This is a genomic window from Acinetobacter sp. Res13-Abat-PEC15-P4-01, from assembly GCF_015676285.1.
Taxonomy (GTDB): domain Bacteria; phylum Pseudomonadota; class Gammaproteobacteria; order Pseudomonadales; family Moraxellaceae; genus Acinetobacter; species Acinetobacter nematophilus.
In genome coordinates this window covers 168836-188917 of record NZ_JADAIN010000031.1, presented here as the reverse complement: position 1 = coordinate 188917, position 20082 = coordinate 168836, and the positions used below count along the sequence as shown (strand labels likewise).

The following is a 20082-nucleotide window of genomic DNA, read 5'->3' as shown; positions in this document are numbered from 1 at the left end:
ATTTTATGCAAGATAAAGTTAATAAAAAGAACCCCCACTTTTTATTGCAGAATAGAGTACAAAGTAATTCTTATATATCAGCTTTAGATGGAAGATCACGACCTATCAGTCAAAAAGATCGATATTCCCATGGAAACGCTCTTATGCGACAATTATTACAGATTGAAGCAGATGCTCCTGGTCAAATTCTAAATCAGCTTGACAAAGAATCTAATCTGTACAATGAAGGAGTATTGTTGTCAGTTAATGGATTTTCTGGAGAACCATTAAAAGCTGAGGCTTTAGAGTCTTCAAAAACAAAAATTGAATTACGTAATATTAGAAAAAGTTTAGAAAATGACGAATTATCAGCAACCCTTTTTCTTCCAAATGCAGATATACCGTTCATTAAAGAAAAAATTTTAAACTACACAAATGATGTTAAATCAGCTAGCGGTAGAAGACTGTTTAATAATGATCTCTTTAACTCTATACAGAATATGGGACTAGCAACCTTTTATTCTTTGTGGAACGATGATCCTAAAGTCTTACCAATTAATTTTGATGACAAAATCTGGTGGGAGGTGTGGTTACCTGTTGAAGAAGATAGACTTTATGCAGTTGACCAATTCTTAAGAATATGTGAAATATTGAAAACACCAATTTCAAACGCACTTGAATTTCCTGAACGGACGGTATTTCACATTTATTGTAGTAGAAACGAACTTGAAAGCAACTCCAACTTATTAAATGTTATTGCAGAAATTCGTAGGCCAAAAGAAACGACTCATTTTTTTTCAAAAATGTCTTCAATAGATCAAACTGAATGGATCAAAGATTTATCAAGTCGTATAATTAAATCATCAGACACACCTGAAACACCTTATATATGCTTGATTGATGGTGGTGTGAATTTACATCCTTTTCTTAATCCTTTTTTAGATGAAAATGATTTACATACAGTGAATGAGTCGTGGGGATACCATGATGAATATGGTCATGCGACTGGTTTAGCAGGCTTATCATTAATTGGTGACTTCACAGACCATCTGATTCACAACAAATCAGTAAAAATTAACCATAGAATTGAATCAGTTAAGATTATATCAGAAAAAGAAAGTAATAATTCCAAGTTATACGGTAACTTAGTTAGAGAAGCTATAGCAATTCCAGAAATAACTAATCCTTATCGAAAAAGATTGTACAGTATGGCTGTAGCCTCTATGGACGGGCGTGATCGAGGAAGACCATCTTCATGGTCTGCTGCTTTAGATAATGCCATATGCGATAATTTAAACAACTTCAAAAATCCTAAACTTTTTATTGTTTGCGCTGGTAATCTTGAACCAACTCAAGAAAACTATGCTAACTACCCTAGTAGCAATCAAGTGAATGAGATTCATGATCCAGCCCAAGCTTGGAATGCTTTAACAGTTGGAGCTTGCACTCACAAAACTACAATTGATGAATATGGTACTGAATATTGTACCGCAGTTGCAAAGTCTGGATCATTAAGCCCTCATAGCTCAACATCACTTGTATGGATGAATACTCAATGGCCTTATAAACCAGATGTAGTCTTTGAAGGTGGTAATATCTCACATGATAGTAAATTCGGGGCTTTCTTTGACACAGAAAGTTTAAGTCTTCTCACCCTTAATCATGAACCTCATATTGGAAAAAATTTCACTATTACATCTCAGACAAGTGCAGCATCCGCATTATGTGCAAAAATGGCTGCTGAAATTATGGCACATTACCCTAATTACTGGCCAGAAACTATCCGAGCTCTCATTGTCCATTCATCTGAGTGGACGGAAAATATGAAAAAAGACTTCTTAGGGGGAGATGAAAAGAAATCTGACTATGTAAAATTACTACATCACTGTGGATATGGAGAACCTAACTTAAATAAGGCTCTTTGGAGTGCTTCAAATTCACTAAGCCTAGTTTGCCAGGAAAGCCTTAAACCTCTCAAAAGAAATGGAAGTAAAATCGATTTTAATCAAATTAATATCCATAATTTACCTTGGCCAAAAGATGAACTTTTAGATTTAGGCCACACTCCTGTTGAAATGAGAGTAACACTTTCTCATTTTATTGAGGGAAATCCAGGAGCATGTGATGCATCTTTTTCTGGAAGTAAATACCAATATGAATCTTTAGGTTTAAGATTCGAAATAAGACGCCCCGCTGAACAAGTACCAGAGTTTTTAAAACGTATTAACCGCTACGAACGAGAAAAAGGAGTGAAGTTTGAAAGTACAACAACTGATAGTGGATGGTTAATAGGTCCCAAAAAAAGAGTACGTGGATCAATTCACTCCGATATATGGATTGGAACAGCAGCTGAATTAGCGAACCGAGGTATGTTAGCTGTTTTTCCTATAACAGGCTGGTGGAAAAATTCCATAAATAGAGAACGATACAATCAAAGTATTAGGTATTCACTTATCGTAACCATTACTACACCAGAATCAGAAATTGATTTATATGCAGTAGTACAAAATCAAATTTTAAATGAAAAATCAATTGACATTTAAATGTCATTATTTTTAATATAAATATTAGATTTCTAGCGTCAGTCAAAATCTGAGCAGACATGAGATTTGATCTATTAGGTATTATATAAAGCTTATAAATAAGCTGAATGAAATATTAGTATTGGATGGCTTTGTTGCAAAAGATTTACAAGTTAATACTTCACCAAGCAACTCAAATTTAAGGCATAACTTGGATATATGGTCGACTTAATTCCGTAAATCTATTGAGGACTGCTATAAATTCATGAATCTTATTGACTTGGCTTTGAAAGTTTCTCGATCTGAGTTTATCCCCTAATAATTTTATGCAATGCATCTTGGTTTCGACCAAACTTCAGCGATGATAACCAGATCACTTTTCCCAAAAGGCTCTGCCTAAACGTTTGACTATTTTTAATAATTCATTTCTCTCTAAAGATTCTGTTTTGTGATCTTTCCAAGGTTTTGCATTTTTTGGCGGAATAACAACATGTGCTTGCTAATCTTGAGTCATCAAGGAGTTGATTTAGAATCGATCTATCAAGCTTTGTGTCCGATTCATTTTCTACGTACTCTTTAACGTCACTTTCTATGGAAAGGGCGAATTTTTTTAAATCATCCAATGCCCTTTGTGTATTCTGGTCTTTAGTACTTACTCGAACATAAATTCTTGTCGTAATTTATCATTTAACTACTAATTTCAAACTTCAATGCTAATGCTAATGCTATCATTAAATTTTAATAAATAGTCTTATGATAGTCAGATTATCGCTTAATCTGATTCTATTTAAGGTATAGTTCAATGATAGGTTGATTTTAATAAAAATATAAATTGACAATAAAAATTAAATTTACTAGCATCAATATGGATCAATATGTGATATCAAATATCCAAATATGTTGCCTTAATATCGACATATTGATTTAATATTGAAGTCAACCAAAGCTGTATCAAATCATTTTGACGAAGGATTGATACAACCTTGATTAACATTAGTTAACCCTAGACAGGATCAACTGTTATGAATAATAGCATTTCAAACCCTAAAGCTCTATTAGAATGTGATTTAGTCGTACTAGCCCAGTTTTTTGATTTTATTAAAAAGGCTGGTTTTGAAACTTTTGAGGAATATTTTCAGTTTACAATGGATGAAAGTGCTAAAAATGAGCTAATTACTCTAAGTAAAATAGATATTTCTCAAATTATTAATTATTTGAGTGAATATCTATTAGATGCTGATAGCTCATGGATAGACAACTTTAATCCATTTAAATCAACGAATTCCTTTACTTTTGTCTATCTATACAAATCTGCTCAGAAGAATGATGAGAACTTCCCTTTCGCAGATTGGAACTTAATAAGTAGGCACAGTAAAATTACTTTAGGTAAGGAATTCAAAGAGTTCGTTCAGAAAACTGAAGATAGTGCTGAAAAAGGTGAGTGGTATATTAAAAAGGATGGCTTGAATATGAGTAGTGCAGCACTGTACAAGCTTATTCAAAAATAACTCTTAGATCGTACCAAAAAGAAAGCTCTTAGACAGAGCTTTTTTATTACATAAATATCAACTGTATAAGTTATCAATTTTATAGTCAAATAAGATGATTTAATTGCAAACATATAAGGAAGACTTCGTGGAACTTAAAGATAAACTGCAACTTAAACCTGATGAAAAGTTGGTGGAAGTGAGTCATCGTATGAAAGGATCAATGCAAGAAACGGATATTTACAAATATGAAATTATAAACTCTAATGGGGATGTTGTTGGCTATGTTGATTACACTGACCATACTTCAATTAGAGGCTTTAGTAGAACACGGACTGCTACTCAGTATGATGTTAATTATAAGAAGATTGTTGATATTGATTGGTAGGTTATCTTAAATCATACTTTGGATGAGATATCTCAAAATATTTGGCTATATCTCATCTACTCTAAATGGAAGGTCGCATTTAATAAAAATAAAAAGCAAAATTATTCAATTTTTGCTATTATTAGATTAATACTAATTTTGATATTGAGAATTAAATTTTGTTTTAATTCAATAATTTATTTCTATTGGGCTTTGTGAAATGACAGAAATTATTAAAGGTACCAACCAAAAACCTAATGCTAGTAGTGTATTGGTTGAGCTGTTTTCTCAAGCAAATTTGGGGGGTGTTCTATATGTTGGTTATCCTTTGATTTCTACACCTCATGGTAAAGAGGGTATTGATGCTGTTTGGATTTCTGAACAAAAAGGTTTAGTTATCTTCAGTTTGCTTGAGGGGCAAAATCCAATCGAACAAGAAGACTTAGAGCAAGTACAAGATAATAGTGCTATTCTGCTTGAGTCAAAACTGAAGACTAGTGATAAAAGGCTTTCATTTAAACGAAAATTACGCATCCCCATAAATACACTAACTTTTGCGCCTGCATATTCCTTACATATGCTCTCAAATTATTCCGATTCTGAATATGTAATAGCTAATGAAGAAAACTTATTGGAGGAAATATTAGCTGTTGAGGAGTGGACTGATAAAGAAGATAGTATCTATGAGTTAGTGCTATCTTCACTACAGAATATTTCTAATGTAAGAGCAAATGGTAATACACGTCATATAACAAATCAAAATTCTAAAGGCTATAAGCTAAAATCTTTAGAAGATTCGATTGCTACTTTAGACGTAAGGCAAAGTAAAGCAGTTATTGAAACTGTAAATGGGGTTCAGCGAATCAGAGGATTAGCTGGATCAGGAAAAACAGTTATTCTTGCATTGAAAGCAGCATATATTCATGCTCAACACCCTGATTGGAAAATAGCGGTTACTTTTAACACTAGATCCCTGAAAGGACAATTAAAAAAATTAATCCATAACTTTACTATATCTGCTGCTGGTGAAGAGCCAAATTGGGAAAATCTTAAAGTTATTAATGCTTGGGGGGGAGCAGGTAATGCTGATCGCTCTGGCCTATATTATGAATTTGTCTCTAAAAAAGGTTTAGAGTATTTGGATTTTGGTTTAGCTTCTAAAATGTACGGATCGGATTTGGCATTTAGTGGTGTTTGTCAAAAAGCTCTTTCTGATTTGAGTATTAAAGGTAATGACGAGTCTAATTATTTATATGACTTGATATTGGTAGATGAAGCACAAGACTTTCCTCCTGAATTTTTAAAGATGTGTTATTTAGCATTAGGGGAAGAAAAAAGATTGGTCTATGCATATGATGAATTGCAACAACTATCTAGCCATTCATTACCTAGTCCTGAAGAAATTTTTGGTAAAGATGCTAATGGTCAACCTATAGTTTCCTTAGAGCCAAATTCTAATCAAGATATTATTTTGAGTACTTGCTATAGAAACTCTAGACCTGTATTAGCAACCGCTCATGCAATCGGATTTGGTATTTATCGGAAGCCTAATCCCAGAATTGGTACAGGTATTGTTCAGATGTTCCAGAATAAGCAACTGTGGATGGATGTAGGTTATGAGATCCAAAATGGAAGCTTAGATATGGGAGAGCATGTAAGATTACAAAGAACCGATAGAAGCAGTCCAAAATTTTTAGAAGAAAATATTGATTCACCCACAAAATTAATTGAATTTATTAGTTTCCCTACAAAAGAAGAACAAGATTTTTGGGTGGCTGAAGAAATTAAGAAAAATTTAAGTGAAGAAGATTTATTACCTGAAGATATTATTGTAATTAATCCTCATCCATTAACTGCTAAAAATAACTTAGGTCTAATACGCCGAACTTTATTTGATAATAGAATAACAACACATTTTGCTGGTGTAGATACTAGTGCGGATATCTTTTTTAATAAAGGTTCTATTGCTTTTACTGGTATATATAGGGCTAAAGGTAATGAAGCAGGGATGGTGTATATTGTAAATTCTGATGAATGTGTTAGTCCATCCAATCAAGCAACGCTAAGAAATAGGTTATTTACGGCAATTACAAGAAGTAAGGCTTGGGTAAGAGTTCTTGGTGTGGGTGCTAGTATGGATGAACTTAAACATGAATTTGATCAGGTTGTGGCTAATCAGTTTACTTTAGATTTCGTATACCCAACCGAACAGCAAATTAAAGATATTGCGGTTATTCATAGGGAAATGACACGTGTTGTTGAAAACGAAGTTAAGCAAGTAAACCAATCATTAGATGAAGCAATTGAACAACTTAGAAAGCTTCAGCAAGGCGATACTGCTGTAACAAGACAAGATATTGATGAGAAATTGTTTCTTCTTAAAGATTTATTTGAAAGTTTAGATGAAAATGGCAAATCATAATCATATTCTGAATGAAATTGAGCGTATTCAAGGCTTTTTAATTGAGAAAGGCTATGCGTCTAAAGCAAAATTTCTTACTGCGAAGCAGATAGCAAGAGACTCTTATGATATAGAGGTTGATCTTGGTGATAAGTTGTTTTTGAGTGATGCAAATGATTGTTTAAGCTACGAAGAGCTCTACTTTTTTTATTTAGAAAAGGAAGTATATACATGCCAATTTATTGATGGGGCCCTGCTTCAAATTGAATATAGTATAAGAGGTGGAGATTTGTGGTCATATAGGTTAGGTTTTTTTCCTCATCCTAAATTAGCTGCGCAAGAATTCTCACCTGAATTCTATGATTCCGAAGATTTGTTTTTCGTAGATATACTTAATAAGCCCGTAGTTCATCCAGTACTGAGGTTTGATTTTGATAATGACCCTGAAAATTTTAAACCTTGTGTTCATTCACGATCACACTTAACTATTGGGCAATTAGACTCTTGTCGAATAACAGTTAATAGACCTTTAACCCCTTTTTCTTTTTTACATTTTATTCTTAAGAATTTTTACTCTAGTCTATTTAATAAAATCTCCAAAGATTTTTTTGCAAAATGTAAACATCATCAATTGAGTTTTGATGAGTGTATTGAAGTTGAAGAAAAATTGGAACTACATATGGTTTTCCAATAATTTTTTTAATTTTTCTTCATTTAAGAGGGCTTCAGCAAATGCTTTTTTCTCCTGTAATCTAACTCGCTAGATTTAATGTTTCTCAAATTAAAACTTATACTTGGATAAAGCTTTTTTAGTTTTACCTCAAAATGTCTTATGAGTTTCTCAGCTAAAGTCTTATCATGAATAAATTCACATTTTTCCTTTTTTAATCTACCATTTAGGCTGATGTAGACATGGGCTTTTTCCTCATCATTAATACCTTTTTCTTCGAAATGAAGACCATAACTTGGTGACCAACCTTCTCTAAATGTATTAGGTAAATCTCCATAATAAAGAAAAGCTTCAAGAGTATATAATTGTCTTAACTCGTTATCTTTTATGATCGATCTCTAGAATCTTACACTGACTTGATAGTGTAATCTTCACCTAAGTACCTTATTTCCGATTGATTGAAATATTCACTGGAATCCCTAATATCCTCCAATTCCTAATACATCAAAAAGAAGGATAGACATCAATTTAGCTATTCTAATTTTAGAGTATTATTTCAGCTTCGAATAAAACTTACGCTTACTGTCATACTGATAAGGTACAATTTTATTTACTTTAACCATCCGATTTCTGTCATTCAAGTCCGTTCCTTTATAATGAATCTGGAATGGATAAAATGGTTGTCCATTTTGGTTAACTTTGATTGCTGAAGAATAGCCGTACTCTGGTTGTTCTGAAACTTTTCCCTCATCAAACATTTGTTCAACAATATAGCTTTCTTCATTTAACAGAAGCAGTGACCATACGCTTTCCCCATAACCATTACCGTAATAACCATCAATGGTGTAGCTTCCTAGTGTATTGTTTCCAAAAGCTTGTAAATTCCTCTTAAACTCTTGGGCGTTCCATGAGGTTCGACCATATCCCTCGATACTTTCAACTCCCCCCTGGGCTGTTTTTGAAACCATTTGGAATTGTCCATTGCCCAACTTTTTAAAGAGATATAATTCCAAAGTACCTCGTGTAGTATGTGAGGTTTCTATCCTGCCTTCGATTGCTAAAGTCACTTCTACAGGGACTAAATAACGGGTTTCGCCCTGCATATTTTGGTATGTAAAAATAGGGGCTATACTGATCACAGCGTCAGTGAGATCGTCCAAGTCACTAGGCTTATTGACATAATAGTATTTGCCACTTCCCCAATAATCATCTTTTTTTCTTTCTCTGGATGATGTTACTTTATAAAAACTTCGAGCAACGGTATCTGTACTTAGGTTAGGAAGTACCACCTGCTTAAAGTTTTTAGGTTCAAGCTTGGATGTATCATAATATTTAATGGCTGTTGTGGCTGTTTGTACTGATGGCGTATGAACAGCATTGAGCTGTTGTGCTTTAGCCTGCAATGTATTGTATAACTTGACTGCTTCAGGTTGTCCCTGCCGTGCAGCACTTTGTAATAAGGCTATACCTTTTTCTGCATCCTGTGGCACACCATCTCCATTTAAATACATGGCCGATAATACGTACTGGGATGGAGCATAACCATTAGCGGCTGACTTGGAGAACCATTCAGCAGCTTTTTTATGATCTATGGGTACGCCATTTTTACCTAGGTAGTAAAGCATCCCCATATTATGGTTACTTTGGTTGTTATCTCCCTTTGTTGCTACTTGAGACAGAACATAGTTTAACCCTGCTGACAGGTTCACTTTTTTGGTTTCAGCACATACTTTTGAACTAGTTACGACCATACTAATAGTCATAACAAAACTGAGCATTAATTTTTTCATCTGATTCTTATCCTATATATTGTTGTTATTGATAATGATCAGCCGATAGTAACTGACGGATTTCACTTGCCATTTTTGGACTACGCCAAGGGAACAGCACCTTAAGGCTATAGTTAGGTTTAAATTGATCTCGTGTTCCAATATTGACTTGGAACTCACGCTTCATTGGTGTTCGATGTTCACGCTGATTAACATGTGTACCCATCATCGGGTTACTGATCACGGTAGTCGTGGTTCTGAAGCGATCTTCGACCAAGTTGTAATGACCTACAGAGGTAATGTAATCAAAAGGATATTTAACTAAACGTTGATCAGGCTGATCAAAAAGAATGATGGTCTTGTCTTGGCTATCAATCCAGACTCCACGATTTTGATAATTAAAGGTTTCACCCTGACGTTTGAGCTGCTCGGTCATCCCATCAAAGTAGGTATTTCCGTATTGATATAGGTAGTAAATGATCACAAACCAGAATAGGTCAAAGCCAAAGAAGACATAGGCGAAAGCGCCAAAAGAAAAAATCTTGGCAACAATTAAAAAGATCACAATCGGTAAGACTACACACTTTAAAAATAGCTTGGATTTCTTTGGGTAGTTTTCGATTGGAATGATTTTTGGTTTGGTTAATTCAGTCATAGTTATTCCCACACATGTTTAATGCAATAACTCACAATCACAAGGGGGACATAAAAATAGGTATTTTTTATAGGCGTGACTTAGCCACCCACCTTATGAATTGTTCTATTTAAAAATGTTGCTTTTAATACAGCTAATTAAGAATTAGCTCTGTATTCCCCATTGTCTGAAATAACGAGGCTGAGCATGTGGCGAGGCACAGAAGAGAAAAAATGAATGAGACATGGTAAATTCCTATATGCAAATAAAAGTCTACCAAATCACTGCTAAATGATGGTGGTAGAACAAAGAGGGGGTTAGCAGACTGGGCATATAGAACCAGCACGCACGAAGCGTCCCCCTCCCGTTCTACCGCAAAGGGGGAACAAGAAGGTTTCGCACATAATCCATACTTTGATAAGTATGAATCTGGTACGCTATACGCCACGGTCTGCTAAAACCGACTGACAATTTAGGTCAGCAAGGGAATGATAGTTTTTAGCAGCCGTCCAGTCAATTACTTTGATTTTTAGTGGGGTCAGAAAATAGCATTCACTGATCAATTTATCTTATTTATACTTAGAATTAATCCGAACTTTTCTTGCTCATCGGCTCATTCAATTTAGCAATACTTAATCCATATTTATGAGCATTGTATTGCCACACTACGAACTGCTCTAACAACATAGCGTTTTCTTTTTCGAGTCTGGCATTCTTGACTTCCAAAGCCTCAATTCTAGTTTGAGCAATTTTTAAACTAGGAGGTAATTTCTGTGTTGTATTACTCTTAACCTGTGTAGATTTTGGTTTTTTGCATTGATCATAGGCATTCTTAATACGTACATATTTCTGTAATGTTTGACGAGTTGGCGCAGGCACAAACTCTAGCTGTAGCTCAATAGCTTTACATAGGAGTTCCCAAGTCAATTTCTGATCTAAAGGCCAATAATCAAGAAGCTCAACAATATTCTCGATGTCTTTATCGGTTAAATGCTGTGCCATATCAAATCCATAAATCCATTTGCAATGCAGGACTGAGCAAATGTGGTTCATCCTCTATCTTTTTACGTTGAGTATTCTCAATAACGGAGATACGTTTACGACCTGCTTTTTGATACGCTAAATCGAGATGCGTAACATCTTCAGAAGGGGGCAGACTAAAAGGTGTTCCATCAGGAATGTTTGGATCATCCAGTAGAGTAATCATCTGTTCACAACGTTTAATTGTAAGCTCTCTAGTTTGCAACCAAACCGTTGCACCAGTAACATTTTTACTAACAGCCTCCTTATCCTTTGCCCATAAGATTTTTTCTTTTCTAAGTCGATCTTGAAGCCGTTTTTTCTTTTCTGCATCACCTTTAATGCAAACATGTTCCGTACAATTCAAACAGTTTCGATATTTTAAGCAAGGTTCATCAATATAGGAATGTGTACAGAGACCAAACTCGGTAGTGTGCATGGACAATGTTGTTTTGGTATTTAGCTCTTGTAGAGTACGAGGTGTAGCGATCTGAAATGTAAATGCACTATCTGTATTTACTGTACCAACCTCATTTTTCTGCATCTCAATTAAGCCAAAATTACGATCTTCAACCGAAGTATGGTCATATACTCGATTTTGCTTCATATCAGCCCGCCCTGACCATTTAGCGAGTAACATGCTATCCATTCCATTGGTATTTGCTATCGTATTCAATAAATGTCGGAACTGATGGGTAGACATACTATAGTCACCATATCCCCACCGTTGAAAAATAGATTGGACATTTGATAACTCATCTTTTCCTCTTAATTTCTTTTTGGTTGGTGATAAATCTTCATTTAAAGTATCAATATGTGGTATCCATAATTCTGAGAAAATAGTCGCTTTATCACTATGGAATTGGTTTGCGAAACAACAAAATAAGGCTTCTGACCATTTAACCTGAATACCATTACCTGTTTTAAAAGGTATATAAGGAAAACCTTTAGGTAGTCTATTTCGCAGAATAATATTTAAATCATTTAGGCAGACTTCGTAATCACTAATAGGAATACCTCTTGTTTTTAAAAACTTTATACCAGCGTTATTCGAGTTTTCATAAGAAGATATATCCAACCCCATCGCTAATAGTACATCAGAACGCTTTAAGAACTGATCATCAGGCACTTTAGGACAAAGCTCATGTCTTGGAAATTTATCGCTTGTCTCAAGCAAATATGCTAAATGTCTAGGCTTTTCTGACATCTTTTTTAAACGTGCAATTGCCCGTTTGGCCGTCGGAATCATGGCACTCGGAATATATTTAATGTCATACCCAAAATTTTTTTGTGCATACCATCTAATACCGAATACTTTTTCAAGATTAGAACCATCTGCCACAAGCCCTAAACTGCTCTTAGAAAGCGCTTGGACTTCCTCTTCGTGGATACAATTATGCTTTAAGAAAAACAGTTCTGATGCTCGTTCTGGTGCAGATAGAAGCAACCCAACAGCACTGGTGACAAAAATATCTCTATCTGACAACTCAGAATCTTTCCGTGAGAAAATATCAGCTAATGCAAAAATCGCATCCTCATCTGGAAGTTTAGATGCTCTATGTTCCTCGGACTCTGTATCTAATACAATTGATTTATCAGAAGGCTTTTTAATCGGATTTTTCCATTCTGGTAAAGCAACTATTTTTAATTTCCGAATAAAGTCCAATAGAATTTTTAATTGTCTACCTACATGATACGCAGAACTTGCTTTATAGTTTATCTTTGCATTCTCAGCAGCTAAGTCAAAATCTGCAATAACCAATTTAGTTAAATCAACTTCACCATATCGGTCTAAGCATATTTGTTCTATTGCCCGAATTGCAAAAATCGTATCTTGGGTTTTTAACTTATTATTAATTCTTTGATACTTAACATACGCCTTGGCAAATTCTATAATTGAATGATGCAAAAGATTTTCAGGTAATCTATCTTTGGAGGAAATACCCGTTTTGACAAAGTTTACTTCACCTTTCCAATAATTCTCATCAAATCTAATATCTTCATTTAATTCTGATAACTGTTTAACAAAATCAATAAACCGCTTTATTTCGGAGTAAGGAGACTGGATTTTGTCAGATGGAAAATATATTAAATTATCCATGATTGAACTCCTTACAAGCATCAATTACTTGCTGAACGGCAATAATTGTTCGGTCATTCACGGCAGCGACCTCAAGGCTACACCCCATCGTAATTAGATCATCCCGTTCTTTAATTAATTGCTCTAGAACCAGATGATGCGGTGCATTTGCCCAAGGCATAAACTTGCTACACAGATAACATGCTATTGGTGCATAATCGTTACAGTATTGATGTGTACCACATGAGCCGACATCACAATCCTGTTCTACATAAGAAATTCTATTCGCATCTTTAACTTGTGATTGAGCCTCACTCTCATCCTTTACAACTTTTCCCTGAAAAGCATCTGCATATTTGCGTAAACTTTCATCCATGATAGATGATATTTGCTGTGCAATTTCAGGAATACTTTGCACATAGCAATACGCATTCTGGGTGTCATGATGATCTAACAGCTTTGCAATAACATTCACGCCTGCTTTTTGCCTAGCAGCATTTGTACCAAGCGTGTAGCGAAACCGATATGCAGTTATATGTATTGGTTTACCAGTTTCTCTAGAACGGACACCAAGCTTCACCACAGCATCTCTCAATATTTGAGTTAATTCAACAGTAGGTAAATGAATAATTTCCTTTGATAAAATTTCTGAAATTTCATTCTGATTGCCCCAATCCAGATTAGCTAATTTCTCAAAATCATAGAATAGAGGTAACTCTGCAAACTCTTGTTCAGATAACGCTCGCTTTATCTGTTTAGTTAATTTCTGCTTTAAAATTTGAATATGCTCAAATAGAATTTTCGCAATACTTTCACGAATTCCCACTTCACTAAAAGCAAATCGGAATCCACTAGCACCCCTAACTTTAGCTCTCGGAATGTTAAGGATATGAACTGCATTTGCATCATTAAAATTATATTTATCCGACACGTATAGGTCTTTCACCTTTAATCCTGCAATTTGGATTGGTCTTCTACCAGTCGCACAGAAAATACGAATTAAAGCAGCCTCGTAATATGAAATCTTATTTTCTGCTAAATATTCGTTGGTTCTAGTGATAATTGCTTGAAATTCAAATGGACTAAATGGGCCTTCATCTGGATCAAGGGAAAGGACTGCTCCTCCTTTTTCATTGCCACTTAATCTCCATGAATCCATTAAATCGTAAATTTCATCATCTACTGAGGAATAACCTAAATCATATAGTTTCTTCAAAAAGACTCGTAGCATAGCTACTTTGTATTCATCTTTTTTTGCCGAATAAAAATTTTTATAATTTAAAAGACCTTTAATTGAAAAATGATTCTCTCCTGTAATATCAAAATATTTACCAATATATTCGCACATGTTTGCTGTATGTGAACTTGAACTATACTTAGCAAAATGAACCAAAGTCATGACCACATCTGATTGGACAGAAAACTCATAATTTCGTATCCGAGAGATATCTATAGTTTTATTGATATCTAATACCCATTTCTGATCATCGATACTAAATTCATATCCTTTGAATGAGGTAAAGGTATTTTGTAATTCATCGAAAATATCGGTTTGAATTGATTTATTCATTTTCATCCTCAAATTTTCCTTGGATAATTAAGCTAACCTCTACGGCACGCTTATTCTCTGCACGTCTTGAATATCTTCTTGCACTTTGTGAGTTAGGTATCCATCCCATCAGATATGCACGATCATTTTCAACTTGTGATTCTGTAGTTTTGCCTGTTGCCACTAAAATTTGTGACTTCTCAGAAAATTTATCATTCCAAGTATGTCTAAATGCATGTGCATGTACATTGAATTGAACGACTTTAGAGATTTCAGAAAAGACTTTATCTAAGGCATTGATTGATAAAGGCTGTCCTCTTTTTGATAAAATCAAAAAGTCTGTTAGCTCTGCATTAGGTGCTGTTGATCTATAATTTAAAATATAAGTCTCTAATTTTCTCTTTAGATTTTGATTGACTGCAATTGATCGACTTCTAGTTTTAACCAAAGGTTGATATAGCCGAGAATCACTTCCATCATGAGGATTACGCTTAATAGTAAGATACGATGTACCATCTTGAGAAAGGATTATATCTGTAATTTTTATATTTAATAATTCACCTTTACGACATCCAAGATATAAAAACAAATAGATAATTAGCTCATTTCTATAAGTAAGGTAATCTGAAGTCCAGATACGATTCTGATTATCGGGATCAACCGCCTTGAAAATTTTATTTAATTGATCACTATCAAAAGATTTGTATTCAGACTGAGTATCCATGGACTTACGAGGTCTACGAGATTTTAACAAACGTTTTGTACTTGTTATTGCTGATGAATGAAGATGCGTCTCAAACCATCCAATATATTCAGCAAAATTAGTTAACCGCCGATATATTAATTGTTTAGATACATAGTCCTGAGTAACAACCAATTTTGCTCTAGATCGCTCTTTATTATTACTTTTTGGAAAACTTATGATCTTTTTTTTTGAAGCTGCCCCGCCTAATCGACTACGATTGAAACTGGTTAAATTTACTATAGCTTCTATTTCGTTTAGTTTTAAAAAATCTTTACTTTTTATCCTTTGTTCCAAGTCAATTCCTAACTTATCCAACAACTGAAGGAGCAACTTAATATCTTCCAAAAAAGCAGAAATTGTATTGATTGATTGACCACGATTTCTTAAATGAATGATCGTATATAAATTTGGATAAGTCATAGGAACACCATCACTATTCAAAAGAACAGCAAATCTCTCACCACTACTCATTACAAATCTTTTAACAGACATCATAGTTAAATTTAACAAAATATCTAAGTATTAAATATCATAAGATATAAGTAAAAAAATTTACAGAACCATTTCTAGTATCTGTAAATTTTATTTGTAACTAACTGCTAATAAAGAATAATTTTATAAACTTTACAAAACTATATCTCTAGTAGGTGTCAGAACGGAAGATCATCATCTAGATCAGCTGGAGCCGTTGCAGGCGCCTGTTGTGGTTTAGGCGACTGGAAACCCTGATTGACATTGTTTCCACCATTGCCATAACCTCCTTGAGGAGCTGCATTGCCATAGCCACCTTGGTTGCCTTGATTATAACCACCACCTTGGTTGTTGTTAAAACCACCTTGTTGATTGTTATTGAAACGGGGTTGATTATACCCGCCGTTTTCACCCGCTTCACCTTGCTGACGGTTGTTATCCAACATTTGCATTTGCTCACCACGGATTTCCGTTGTGTAGCGTTCTTGACCATTTTGATCTGTCCACTGACGAGTACGTAAAGAACCTTCAATATATACTTTTGAGCCTTTACGTAAGTATTGCTGTGCAATTTCACCTAAGCGGTTATGCAATACAATACGATGCCATTCCGTTTGTTCTTTTCTTTCTCCGGAATTTTTATCTGTCCAAGATTCACTGGTCGCTATTGAAAATTGAGTAAGAGATCCCCCATTTGGGAATGTTTTCGTCTCAGGATCACGACCCAAAGTACCAACTAAAATAACTTTATTTACACCACGCATTAGATGTTATCTTCCTATTCGATTCTATGTTTTACTTTATAAGAGTTATGTTTAAATGGCTACCTCTTTCCCGAACAACTGCGTTAAATGTTGTCGCGCAGCATCATCAATCTGCTGTTTATCAACCTTTATATACGCCACTTGCTGGTCAGACATCACCACGACCTCTTCAATACCACGAATTGACAATAACTGAGAAGTCCAATTATCGGGTTGTTTATCCTCAGGTAATCGCAAAACGATTGATGTCAAATATCGTGGTTGAGCCAGCCCAAAGCTAATGAGCAACCAAAGTATAGCAATAGCTGCTAAAACACTCCAACCCATTGTTGTATTATTAAGCAAAATTAATTGCCCGCCGAGTGTACCACCAAAAAAAGCACCTAAAAATTGAGCACTTGCATTGACACCCATCGCGGTCGCTTTGGACTGAATCGGAGCGGCTTTGGACAACCATGAAGGCAACAAGGCTTCCATCACATTAAAAGCAATAAAGAATAAGCCCAGACCCAACAATAAAATATATTTGGATTCATAACCAAATATAAGAATAACCAGCCCAGCAATAATGCCTGCAATGGCTGTTAGAAAAATACTGCGCATCTTGCGGTATTTTTCAGCAAGAATAATGCTTGGAAAAGCAAAAAATAGGCTAATTACCAACAGCGGCAAATAGACGATGCCATGCTTGGCCAAAGGAATGCCTGCAAAATTAATCAACTGAGAAGGCACATAGATAAACATTGCAGTGAGCAACAAATGTAAAGCGAATACTGAAACATGCAAACGATTCAGATCACCCATTTTTAACACTTGTTTAAGCTGATGGAGATAGCCTTGTTTAAAGTTCTTATGATGGCGAGTGGTTTTGGGTACCAGAAACAACATTGAAATAGCCAACAGTCCCATCACCGTCGTCACCCAAAATAGCCCTGAAATACCGACCAAACTGGTTAGCCAAGGTCCAAGGCTAAACGCAACTACAAAAGATAGACCGATACTCATGCCCATCACGGCCATCGCTTTGGTGCGATTTTCTTCGCGGGTTACATCCGCCAGCAATGCCATGACCACTGCCGATACAGCCCCAGCGCCAGCAATCGCACGCCCAAGAATCACACCATAAATGGTTTCTGACATTGCTGCAATTGCACCACCGAAAGCAAACAGCAGCAAACCAAAAACAATCAACGGTTTTCGACTAAAGCGATCGGCCCATAAACTGAATGGGATTTGCAGAATGGCCTGACTTAAACCGTAGACACCCACCGCCAAACCAATCAAGGCAGGTGTTGCATATTGATAAGTCTGTCCCACCACCGCAAACACAGGGATAATCATGAACAGCCCCAACATGCGTAAAGCAAAAATACTACTTAATGCAAAGGTAGAGCGGCGTTCTAAAGGATTCATCATATCTACTGGCTTATCAAAACTGGCGAGCTAATTTTCCAACACATCATCGCATATTGTGGCAACTTTGTGGAAACATTGAGCATAAAAAAGAGCACTTTCAAAGTGCTCTCCCATTGTAATCTCTTTTCTTAAAAAAGGATTAATGTTGCTGTTCAATTCTCTTGTTATATTGGATTGACGCAATCACCGCCCATACAATAAAGGCAACACCGATCAAGCCTGTGACGACTTCAGGTACATGGAGCCCTGTACCACTTGCAATCATAATGAAAGCCAAAGCACCAATCGCGTAATGCGCGCCATGTTCAAGGTAGACATAAGCATCCAGTGTACCTTTATCAACAAGATAGATCGTCATTGAACGGACGAACATTGCACCGATCGCCAAGCCCAACATGATGATGACTACATCAGAAGTGATGGCAAAAGCGCCGATCACGCCGTCGAAACTGAAAGAAGCATCGAGGACTTCCAAATAAATAAAACCACCGATCCCAGCTTTGATGATACCTGTCGGTGCACCATTGGCGTCATGACCTACTGCATTGCCCTCTTCGTCAACCTCTGGTTCACCGCCCAGTAAATGACTGAGCACTTGCACACCGATATAAATCACGATGCCCCAAATACCCGCCATGGTCACCACAAGGCGTTTTGCTTCTTCAACGTTGGCTGCCATCACCAACAAAGCAATGAGTGCCAGGAAAACCGACATCGCAGGCACATTGGCCAAGTTGGCTAAACGCTTTTCAAGCCACTTAAACCAGTGGGTATCTTTGCCTTCATCCAAGAAGAAGTTTAAGAAAACCAACAATAAGAATGCCCCACCAAACGCAGCAATTTCTGCGTGGTGTGCCAATAATTTTTCTGAATACTGGATCGGGTCATTCAAGGCCATTTTTACCACTTCAAGCATGCCCATGTCCGCGGTAACCGCAACGATCACAACAGGGAAAACCAATCGCATGCCAAAGACAGCAATCAAGATTCCCACCGTTAAAAAGATCATTTTCCAAAAATGATCCCAATTGCGTAACACAGAGGCATTCACCACAGCATTATCAAAAGACAATGAGACTTCCATGACAGCCAAAATCGCGGTAATGGTCATTGCTGACAGCATGGCTTGGACACCTGCATTTGGACCATGGGTAAAACCCCAATATGCAGATATAGCCAAACACACAACCGTAAAAAAAATTGAGAAACCAAAATGTTTCATCATGAGAATACGACCTACGGAGAATAGTTTTTTAATCAGAACACTGAAATAAAAATTGGGTTTTTAATGCGCACATTATGACGACTTTTTCAAGTTTCTCCAAAAGTTCTTTGTCATATTTTTATGCTAACTCAGTTGAATTTTCGGCATTCAAATACCTAAACAGACCTAGAGTTGTTATAGTCTTGCCAGTTAAAAATGACTTTAAACGCTTGAATGATTGTATAGGAAAATAACATGCGCTTTTCTGAACAGCTTTGGCAACGTAATCTTGCCTTATATAACAAAACATTAGCTTTGCCATTTAATCAGGAACTGGCTACAGGCACATTAAACAAAGACGTTTTTTGTCATTATGTAATTCAGGATGCCCATTATTTAGTCGCGTATGGACGCGCATTGGCTGTATGTGGTGCAAAAGCATTTGATGCTGACGATATCATTCAATTCACACAAGGCGCGAAAGAAGCCATTGTGGTTGAACGCAGTTTGCATGATGGATTTATGCAAAACTTCGGTATCAGCAAAGCGGATTTTGAAAACACACCACTGACGCTTGCCTGTCATCACTATACTTCTTTTTTAACTGCAACAGCGTGGTCTGAAAGCTATCCAGTGGTATTGGCATCGCTGCTGCCTTGCTTCTGGATTTATGCTGAAGTCGGTAAAGACATTGTCAACAAATCTGTAGCCAACAATCCTTATCAAGCATGGATCGATACCTATTCAGGTGAAGAGTTTAATCAAGCAGTCAAAAATGTTTTGGCAACCATTGACCGTATTGCTGAACATTGTGATGCCCTGACACTTGAGAAAATGCATCAGGCTTATACCAAAGGTGCCGAGTTAGAATGGTTATTTTGGGATAGTGCCTATCATCAAAGACAGTGGTTAGGTTTAGATCAGTAATGTAACTTTATTGAGAATTGACCAGGTATATAAAGATGAATAATCAATCTACATTATATCTCTCATCTACAACTATC

General features: G+C 35.8%; 15 protein-coding genes and 2 pseudogenes. 6 read left to right on the top strand and 11 right to left on the bottom strand.

Annotation, left to right across the window (positions count from 1 at the left end):
* Positions 1–5 precede the first annotated feature (5 nt).
* Entirely contained in the window at positions 6–2522 is a 2517-nt protein-coding gene (locus IMO47_RS12240) for a S8 family peptidase (protein WP_196076209.1), read from the top strand.
* Between the two features lie 178 nt (positions 2523–2700).
* On the opposite strand, the pseudogene IMO47_RS19660 reads toward IMO47_RS12240, so the two are convergent.
* Positions 2701–3006, bottom strand: a pseudogene (locus IMO47_RS19660) (IS5/IS1182 family transposase); the annotation flags it as partial.
* Position 3007: 1 nt separating this feature from the next.
* Positions 3008–3181: pseudogene (locus IMO47_RS12235) on the bottom strand (recombinase family protein); the annotation flags it as partial.
* Positions 3182–3523: 342 nt separating this feature from the next.
* Here IMO47_RS12235 and IMO47_RS12230 point away from each other — a divergent pair.
* The 4 genes from IMO47_RS12230 (at position 3524) to IMO47_RS12215 (ending at position 7450) form a co-directional block, all read left to right on the top strand.
* Entirely contained in the window at positions 3524–4009 is a 486-nt protein-coding gene (locus IMO47_RS12230; protein ID WP_196076208.1) for a hypothetical protein, read from the top strand.
* Between the two features lie 127 nt (positions 4010–4136).
* Entirely contained in the window at positions 4137–4376 is a 240-nt protein-coding gene (locus IMO47_RS12225; protein WP_196076207.1) for a hypothetical protein, read from the top strand.
* Positions 4377–4575: 199 nt separating this feature from the next.
* Positions 4576–6777 (top strand): ATP-binding domain-containing protein, encoded by a 2202-nt coding sequence (locus IMO47_RS12220; RefSeq protein ID WP_196077817.1) that lies wholly within the window; start codon positions 4576–4578, stop codon positions 6775–6777.
* Positions 6758–7450 (top strand): DUF2290 domain-containing protein, encoded by a 693-nt coding sequence (locus tag IMO47_RS12215; RefSeq protein WP_196076205.1) that lies wholly within the window; start codon positions 6758–6760, stop codon positions 7448–7450. Before IMO47_RS12220 ends, IMO47_RS12215 begins: the two co-directional genes overlap by 20 nt.
* 527 nt (positions 7451–7977) lie before the next feature.
* Here IMO47_RS12215 and IMO47_RS12210 read toward each other — a convergent pair.
* The 9 genes from IMO47_RS12210 to IMO47_RS12170 all read right to left on the bottom strand — a co-directional run bounded on the left by IMO47_RS12210 (position 7978) and on the right by IMO47_RS12170 (position 19096).
* Complete coding sequence (locus IMO47_RS12210; RefSeq protein ID WP_196076204.1) at positions 7978–9216, bottom strand: tetratricopeptide repeat protein; 1239 nt, start codon at positions 9214–9216, stop codon at positions 7978–7980.
* Between the two features lie 25 nt (positions 9217–9241).
* Positions 9242–9850 carry a hypothetical protein gene (locus IMO47_RS12205; RefSeq protein ID WP_196076203.1) on the bottom strand — a complete coding sequence of 203 codons (609 nt, stop codon included), beginning with the start codon at positions 9848–9850 and terminating at the stop codon, positions 9242–9244.
* Between the two features lie 564 nt (positions 9851–10414).
* Positions 10415–10831 (bottom strand): hypothetical protein, encoded by a 417-nt coding sequence (locus IMO47_RS12200; protein WP_196076202.1) that lies wholly within the window; start codon positions 10829–10831, stop codon positions 10415–10417.
* 1 nt (position 10832) lies between these two features.
* Positions 10833–12950, bottom strand: coding sequence for an integrase (locus IMO47_RS12195; protein WP_196076201.1), 2118 nt, complete (start codon positions 12948–12950; stop codon positions 10833–10835).
* Positions 12943–14499: a site-specific integrase gene (locus IMO47_RS12190; RefSeq protein ID WP_196076200.1), complete on the bottom strand. Its 1557-nt coding sequence runs from the start codon at positions 14497–14499 to the stop codon at positions 12943–12945. The genes IMO47_RS12195 and IMO47_RS12190 overlap by 8 nt, the downstream gene beginning before the upstream one ends.
* Positions 14492–15718 carry a site-specific integrase gene (locus IMO47_RS12185; protein ID WP_196076199.1) on the bottom strand — a complete coding sequence of 409 codons (1227 nt, stop codon included), beginning with the start codon at positions 15716–15718 and terminating at the stop codon, positions 14492–14494. Before IMO47_RS12185 ends, IMO47_RS12190 begins: the two co-directional genes overlap by 8 nt.
* 155 nt (positions 15719–15873) lie before the next feature.
* Positions 15874–16458, bottom strand: coding sequence for a single-stranded DNA-binding protein (ssb, locus tag IMO47_RS12180; RefSeq protein ID WP_004826134.1), 585 nt, complete (start codon positions 16456–16458; stop codon positions 15874–15876).
* A gap of 51 nt (positions 16459–16509) precedes the next feature.
* Positions 16510–17874 (bottom strand): MFS transporter, encoded by a 1365-nt coding sequence (locus IMO47_RS12175; protein WP_196076198.1) that lies wholly within the window; start codon positions 17872–17874, stop codon positions 16510–16512.
* Between the two features lie 139 nt (positions 17875–18013).
* Positions 18014–19096, bottom strand: coding sequence for a DUF475 domain-containing protein (locus IMO47_RS12170; protein WP_196076215.1), 1083 nt, complete (start codon positions 19094–19096; stop codon positions 18014–18016).
* A 237-nt stretch (positions 19097–19333) separates the two neighbouring features.
* Here IMO47_RS12170 and tenA point away from each other — a divergent pair, with 237 nt between their 5' ends.
* Complete coding sequence (tenA, locus tag IMO47_RS12165; protein WP_196076197.1) at positions 19334–20005, top strand: thiaminase II; 672 nt, start codon at positions 19334–19336, stop codon at positions 20003–20005.
* Positions 20006–20082 lie beyond the last annotated feature (77 nt).